This window comes from Acinetobacter sp. V91_7 (assembly GCF_031799075.1).
Classification (GTDB): Bacteria; Pseudomonadota; Gammaproteobacteria; order Pseudomonadales; family Moraxellaceae; genus Acinetobacter; species Acinetobacter calcoaceticus.
The window spans coordinates 21,901-28,949 of record NZ_JAVQNT010000027.1; the positions used below are offsets into that span (position 1 = coordinate 21,901).

Annotated in this window: 6 protein-coding genes and 1 pseudogene; 2 read left to right on the forward strand and 5 right to left on the reverse strand. The window is 37.8% G+C overall.

Annotated features, from left to right (window positions below; translation table 11 throughout):
- Positions 1-28 precede the first annotated feature (28 nt).
- From aliB to RMB03_RS04365, 5 genes are all read right to left on the reverse strand, one after another.
- Entirely contained in the window at positions 29-1,186 is a 1,158-nt protein-coding gene (gene aliB, locus RMB03_RS04345; protein WP_311074181.1) for a cyclohexanecarboxyl-CoA dehydrogenase, read from the reverse strand.
- Positions 1,187-1,200: 14 nt separating this feature from the next.
- Positions 1,201-1,983 (reverse strand): 2-ketocyclohexanecarboxyl-CoA hydrolase, encoded by a 783-nt coding sequence (badI, locus tag RMB03_RS04350; RefSeq protein WP_045431555.1) that lies wholly within the window; start codon positions 1,981-1,983, stop codon positions 1,201-1,203.
- Between the two features lie 45 nt (positions 1,984-2,028).
- Positions 2,029-2,796 carry a glucose 1-dehydrogenase gene (locus tag RMB03_RS04355; protein WP_252612949.1) on the reverse strand — a complete coding sequence of 256 codons (768 nt, stop codon included), beginning with the start codon at positions 2,794-2,796 and terminating at the stop codon, positions 2,029-2,031.
- A 476-nt stretch (positions 2,797-3,272) separates the two neighbouring features.
- On the reverse strand, positions 3,273-4,469 hold the full coding sequence (locus RMB03_RS04360) for an acyl-CoA dehydrogenase (RefSeq protein WP_311074184.1): 1,197 nt from the start codon (positions 4,467-4,469) through the stop codon (positions 3,273-3,275).
- Between the two features lie 32 nt (positions 4,470-4,501).
- Positions 4,502-5,656, reverse strand: coding sequence for an acyl-CoA dehydrogenase family protein (locus RMB03_RS04365; protein ID WP_311074186.1), 1,155 nt, complete (start codon positions 5,654-5,656; stop codon positions 4,502-4,504).
- A gap of 392 nt (positions 5,657-6,048) precedes the next feature.
- Here RMB03_RS04365 and RMB03_RS04370 point away from each other — a divergent pair, with 392 nt between their 5' ends.
- Together RMB03_RS04370 and RMB03_RS21045 are read left to right on the forward strand one after the other, a co-directional pair.
- On the forward strand, positions 6,049-6,909 hold the full coding sequence (locus tag RMB03_RS04370) for an IclR family transcriptional regulator (RefSeq protein WP_045431545.1): 861 nt from the start codon (positions 6,049-6,051) through the stop codon (positions 6,907-6,909).
- Positions 6,910-6,982: 73 nt separating this feature from the next.
- A pseudogene (locus tag RMB03_RS21045) lies at positions 6,983-7,049 on the forward strand (electron transfer flavoprotein-ubiquinone oxidoreductase); the annotation flags it as partial.

Sequence of the window (7,049 nt, forward strand, 5' to 3'; positions counted from 1 at the left end):
TCAGTTGATAATAATAAATAAATTATATTTAGGCTGGCACAGCCTTACGACCTGCTTTATGTCTGGCAATAATTGTTTTCATAATCTGGGCAGTACCATCACCAATTTGAAAGCCGAGTACATCTCGTAGACGCTGCTCCATAACTCCACGATCATATCCAGCATGACCAAAGGTTAACAGGCACTGATGTACCACATCATATGCAAGCTTAGGCCCCCACCATTTACACATCCCAGCTTCAGAAGTATGCGGAAGATGATTATCTTTCAACCATAAAGTCTGTAAACACAATAATCGAGCAGCTTCAACTTGCGTTTCATAATCTGCAAGAGGATGAGACACTCCTTGAAATGCAGTCAATGGCTTGCCAAAAGCTTCGCGCTGAGCTGCATACTCCCAAGCTTCATCAAGTGAAACTCTTGCCACAGCCAAAACCTGTAAACCGATCAATGCACGTGAAAAGTCAAAACCTTGCATGACTTGTACAAAGCCCTTATTTTCTTCCCCTAAACGGTGATTGACAGGAACTCGTACGTTGTCAAAGAAAATTGAGCCTCGTCCAATGGCACGTTGACCATGACAATCAAATCGCGTAGTACTAATGCCAGGTAAATTCATCGGGACCAGTAAAGCTGTCACACCATGAGCCCCTGACTCAACTGAACCAGTTCGCCCAAAAATAACTGATGCATCAGCCTGATCAGCAGCTGAAATTGATGTTTTTTCTCCATTAAGGATGTATTCATCACCTTCACGCTCAATTTTCAAACGTAAATTTGCAGCGTCGGATCCACCTCTTGGTTCAGTTAAACCTATTGAAAAAATAGCTTCACCTGCTGTAAGTTTTACTAGCCACGGACGGACAACTTCTGGATCACCATGTTCAGCTAAAATCTGGCCATTTAAAGAGGCAAGTAAATTAATATATGAAAAACTCAAATCGGCTTTAGCAATTGCCTCATGAATAACTCCCGCTGCTAGGCGCCCCATCCCTTGTCCACCATACTCTTCAGGTAACTCAGGTGCGATAAAGCCCATCTCTCCCATTTTTTTAACTAAATCTCGGTCAAAAGTTCTAGTCTGATCACGTTCTAGAAAGCCGGGAGCGATATATTTTTGGGCAAATTTCTCGACTGTTTCAGCTAAATATTCCAAGTCTTCAGTAATATAAGGATTTTTACTCATCTCGTTCTCCTTAATTATTTGAAATATTTTCGGAATTCTGGCTTACGTTTATCTTTTAGGGCATTTACACCTTCACGAGATTCCTCTGTATCATAATAAAGTTTCAATGCATACATACCCATACCAGCAATACCAGCTTGATGTGCAGTATCCATATTGAAACTACGTTTTGCAATTGCTAACGCTGTTGGACTACGCTCACAAAGTTCTTCTCCCCATGCTTGTACTTCTGCATCGAGTTGATCTGCTGGAACACATTTATTTGCCAATCCAATTGATACAGCCTCTTCTCCAGTATAACGTCGACACATATACCAAATTTCACGAGCTTTTTTCTCACCAACAACTCGTGCTAAGAATGCGGTTCCATAACCGGGATCAACAGAACCCATTTTAGGGCCGACTTGACCGAAAATTGCTTTATCAGAACAAATGGTTAAATCACATATAGTTGCCAAAACATTTCCACCGCCAATCGCATAACCTTGTACACGTGCAATTACAGGTTTAGGAACATCTCGAACGGCTGTATGTAACTCTTCCATTGGTAAGCCAATTGTGCCACGACCATCATAATTTCCATTATGAGCAGACTGATCTCCACCTGTACAAAATGCACGATCACCGGCACCAGTTAAAACAATTGCACCCACATCTCGATCATACCCAGCTTTATTTAGTGCTTTAATGATTTCATCACAAGTCTGTCCTCGGAAAGCATTCATTTTTTCAGGACGGTTAATGATGATCCACGCAACGCCATTTCTAACTTCGTATAAAATATCTTCAAAATTCATTTTTCATTTCCTTGAACTGTTATTCGTTATTTATTCCAATTGGAATTAACCATTCATGGTTAATCCACCAGAAACACTTAATACTTGACCGGTAACAAATCCCGCATCATCACTTAAGAAAAATGTAATAGCTGATGCTAAATCATCAGGTTGACCTAAGCGGCCAAGTGGTATAGCACGTGTAAAAGCTTCACGAAGTTTTTCTGGATTCGAAGCACCTTCGGTTACACCAGCCAATAAAGCCGTATCAGTTGGCCCAGGACAAATAACATTAAAAGTAATATTATTGCGTGAATGCTCACGAGCCAATGTTTTAGAAAAAGAAAGCAATCCACCCTTACATGCCGCATATACAGCTTCACCAGATGAACCAACTCTTGCAGCATCAGATGCAATATTCACTACACGCCCATGATTTCGTTCAACCATCACTGGTAAAACAGCCTGGTGCATATTTAACATTCCAATTAAATTGATCTGAATTAATTTTTCCCACTCATTTTCAGATGTTTTCAAAAATGGTTTAAACACATCCCAACCTGCATTATTTACCAAGCCATCAATTGGTCCCAATTGTTCTTGGGCAGATTTAACAGCAAGATCAACAACCTGACGATCAGTAATGTCACACTCAATCGCAATTGCCTGACCATTATTTGCTTGAATTTCTGCAACCAAGGCCTTAGCTGCTCCCAAATTCATATCAAATACCGCAACTTTTGCACCTTCTTCCGCTAAGCGCTTACAAGTTGCTGAACCAATCCCTCCAGCACCACCTGTCACGATAATTACTTTGTCTTTTAGTCCTTTCATAAGTTTTCCTTGTCCATTTAGTGAGCTAAATTTTTCATTTCTTGTTGATAATTTCAAAATAGCTAACAAGAAAATTAATTTCAATTATTAAATAATAGAGCTCACTATACGAAATATATAAACAAGTTGACATATTTTATCAAATATATGTTTTATATAGTAAAAATATTATTTTTAACAAAATTTATGAAATAATTAGTTACACTTATTATGCAAAAATAAGATTCTTAGCTGCCGATTTGAAGCATTAAAAATACAAGATTGGAAACATTTCAAAAGAACAATTAGTAATATTAATTTTTCAGATTATTTAACAAATTATGCGGATATAATTTTTCAAAAAATAAAGCTCTTACTCGTGTAATGCACAAATAAGAGCAGTTTTTCAATTTTATTTTTAAAGGAGATAGCTATACATACGATTTATTAAACCATATGTATATGATCCAGAAATGAGACCTTTAGAAAGTCAAACCTTAATTAGAAAATGCAGCTATACTCGTCTGAGCACGCCCAAGGATAAGAGCATGGACATCGTGTGTCCCCTCATAAGTATTTACAACCTCTAAATTCACAAGATGACGGGCGACACCAAATTCATCACTGATCCCGTTTCCTCCGAGCATATCCCTAGCTAAACGAGCAATATCAAGAGCCTTACCACAATTATTGCGTTTAATTAGTGAAGTACCCTCAACCGATGCAATTCCCTCATCTTTCATTCGACCAAAACGCAATGCTACTTGTAAACCCAGAGCAATTTCAGTTTGCATATCCGCAAGTTTCTTTTGAATTAACTGATTTGCTGCTAAAGGGCGCCCAAACTGCTTCCGATCCATCGTATATTGATGGGCTGTATGCCAGCAAAACTCGGCTGCTCCCATTGCCCCCCATGCAATACCATATCGTGCACTATTTAAACACGTAAACGGGCCTTTTAAACCACGAATGTCTGGAAAAGCATTTTCCTCTGGGACAAATACATTATCCATTACTATTTCACCAGTAATAGAAGCCCTTAACCCTACTTTCCCATGAATTGCAGGTGCAGAAAGACCATCCCAACCTTTCTCCAAAATAAACCCTCGGATTTCACCCACATTACCTTCAACTGAAACCTCTTTTGCCCACACTACAAACACATCAGCGATAGGACTATTTGTTATCCACATTTTAGCGCCAGTTAATTTATAACCACCCTCTACTTTTTTGGCACGAGTTATCATACTGCCAGGGTCCGAGCCATGATCTGGCTCAGTTAAGCCAAAGCAACCAATGTATTCACCTGTAGCGAGTTTAGGTAAATATTTTTGCTTTTGCTCTTCAGTGCCGAACTCATTAATAGGAACCATAACTAAAGAACTTTGAACGCTGGCCATTGAACGATAGCCTGAGTCTACTCGCTCAATTTCACGAGCAATTAACCCATAACTCACATAATTTAGCCCTGAGCCGCCATATTGTTCAGGAATTGTAGGCCCTAAAAGACCTAGCTCACCCATTTCACGAAAAATAGAAGCATCTGTTTGCTCATGACGGAACTGTTCCAATACACGTGGCATTAACTTATTTTGACTATAGTTAAATGCAGTATCCCGAATCATTCGCTCTTCTTCAGTTAACTGATTCTCTAATAAAAAAGGATCTTGCCAATTAAATTGAATTCTACTCATTTTCTCATTCCTTTAGGTAAAACATCCATCTATTAAGTTGTAGCTTGTTTAATCATGTCACGAGCAATAATGATTTGCTGAATTTGCGTTGTTCCCTCATACAAACGGAATAAACGGACATCTCGATAAAATCTTTCGATTGAATATTCACTGATATATCCAGCCCCACCATGTATCTGCAAACAACGATCAGCTACTCGGCCACACATTTCAGTCGCAAACATTTTTGCGCACGATGCTTCAGTACTAATATTTTCCCCAAGATCACGACGACGTGCTGCATCTAACACCATACATTTTGCAGCATAAATTTCTGTTTTTGAGTCTGCCAACATCGCTTGAATGAGCTGAAAATTAGCAATCGATTGACCAAATTGTTTACGTTCTATTGCATATTGCAAAGCATCTTCCAACATACGCTCTGCCATTCCTGTACTATAAGCAGCTATATGTAAACGGCCTTTATCAAGCACTTTCATTGCTGTTTTAAAACCAATGCCTTCAATACCACCAATCAGTTGATCTTTATGGACACGACAATTATCAAAAATGACATCACAGGTATAAGAACCTTTTTGTCCCATTTTTTTATCAATCTTTCCTAAAGTGAGCCCAGCAGTTCCTGCCTCAACCAAAAAAGCAGAAATGCCTCCGGCACCTTTAATATCCGGATTAGTTCTAGCCATCACGGTAAAAGTGGATGCACGGGGTGCATTAGTAATAAAACGCTTGGTACCGTTTAAAATATAATAATCGCCATCTTTAATTGCAGATGTCTTCAAAGCAGCAGCATCTGAACCCGAGTCAGGTTCGGTTAGGCAGAAAGAGCCTATAATTTCTCCACTAGCGTAATCCGGTAAATATTTTTGCTTTTGTTCATCGGTACCATCAATAATAATTCCACTTGAACCAATCCCATTATTTGTACCAATCAAAGAACGAAATGCAGCAGAAGTTTGTCCCAACTCAAAAGCAACAAACACCTCTTCTTCCATGGTAATTCCAAGACCACCATACTCTTCAGGAATGGTTAAACCGAATAAGCCCAATTCCTTCATTTGTTGGACAATGTGGTCTGGTATCGCGTCAGTTTCATCGACCTCATGTTCTAAAGGTCTCAACGTATTCTTAACAAAACTTCGAATTGTAGATAACAACTGTTCTAATGTCTGTTGGTCACGAATCATTTTCTTCTCCCTATATCCTTATACAAAGCTATCCAAAGCATCATCTTGTAATACAAAAACACAGATAATTTCGATATACGAAATAAAATAGCAGTACAACTCTTATCAAACAAGATATTTTTATTAAAAATTTCGCAATACAGAATTAATATTCATTAAAATGCATAAATATATTGATTTAACTCTCCAACAAGGCTAAATTTGCATGATTGTTTATTTTGTTATACGAAATTAAAATTTATGATTGGTTGATTTTCTTTTCCTGCTCTTTAGCCAATATTATTGTTGACTAGATGATCATTTAAAAAAGCATCAACTGTTCTAATTTTTTTTGTATAGCGAAATATAATTGATATGATCAAGAATAGTGTTTGATCAAATACGGGAAAGGTATGCATTTAGAATATAATCAACTAAAAGAACATGTCGAAAAAAAAGTGAACTTTGACGAAATCCGTTTAGATCCGATTTCTCATATTCACCGCGAGAATAATCCTCAATTTATTGCATCCTTAGCACGTGGACTAGAGATATTACGTTGCTTTTCAGCATCTAACCAAGTTTTAGGAAATCAAGAATTATCTCATCTTACAGGTTTACCTAGACCAACAATTGCAAGGATTACTAATACCTTAGTGTCACTTGGTTATTTAAAGCAACTTCCAAATTCTACTAAATATACACTAGATATTGGGGTACTAGCGCTTGGTTATGCCACATTATCCAGCATATCTGTACGATCAATTGCCCATTCTTACATGGAAGAAATGTCCAGATATGCACAAGCTCCTGTTGCTATGGCAATGAGAGACCGATTAAACATGATGTATTTAGATGTCGTTCAAACCGAAACCAATTTAACTATGCGCAGACCAATTGGTTCTACTCTACCACTACATAATACATCTATGGGAAGAGCGTGTTTAGCAGCCCTTCCTGAAAATGAACGTGAGTTTATTTTAAAAGCATTAGAAAAGAAGCACACAGCTGAAGAATGGCCAGCAATCAAACGTAGTTTAGATCGAGCCTTTCATGATTATCAAAACTATGGGTATTGTTTATCTTTAAGCGAGTGGCATAAAGAAGTGAACTCTGTTGCCGTTCCCTTAATACATCCAATATACGGTTTATTGGTCTTTAACTGTGGAGCACCAAGCTATTTAGTTAATCAAGAAAAACTTGAAAACGAAATAGGACCAAGATTAATTCATATGGTTCAAAATATTCAAGATGCTCTAAACACTTTGCATTAACCAACCATTAAAAACTGAACTCTGGTTCAGTTTTTTTAGGATTAATTTTAATAATGAAACTGGATTTCGTAATATGGAAAATTTAGAACGTGAATCGATGGAGTTTGACGTTGTCATCGTAGGTGCAGGACCTGCAGGTC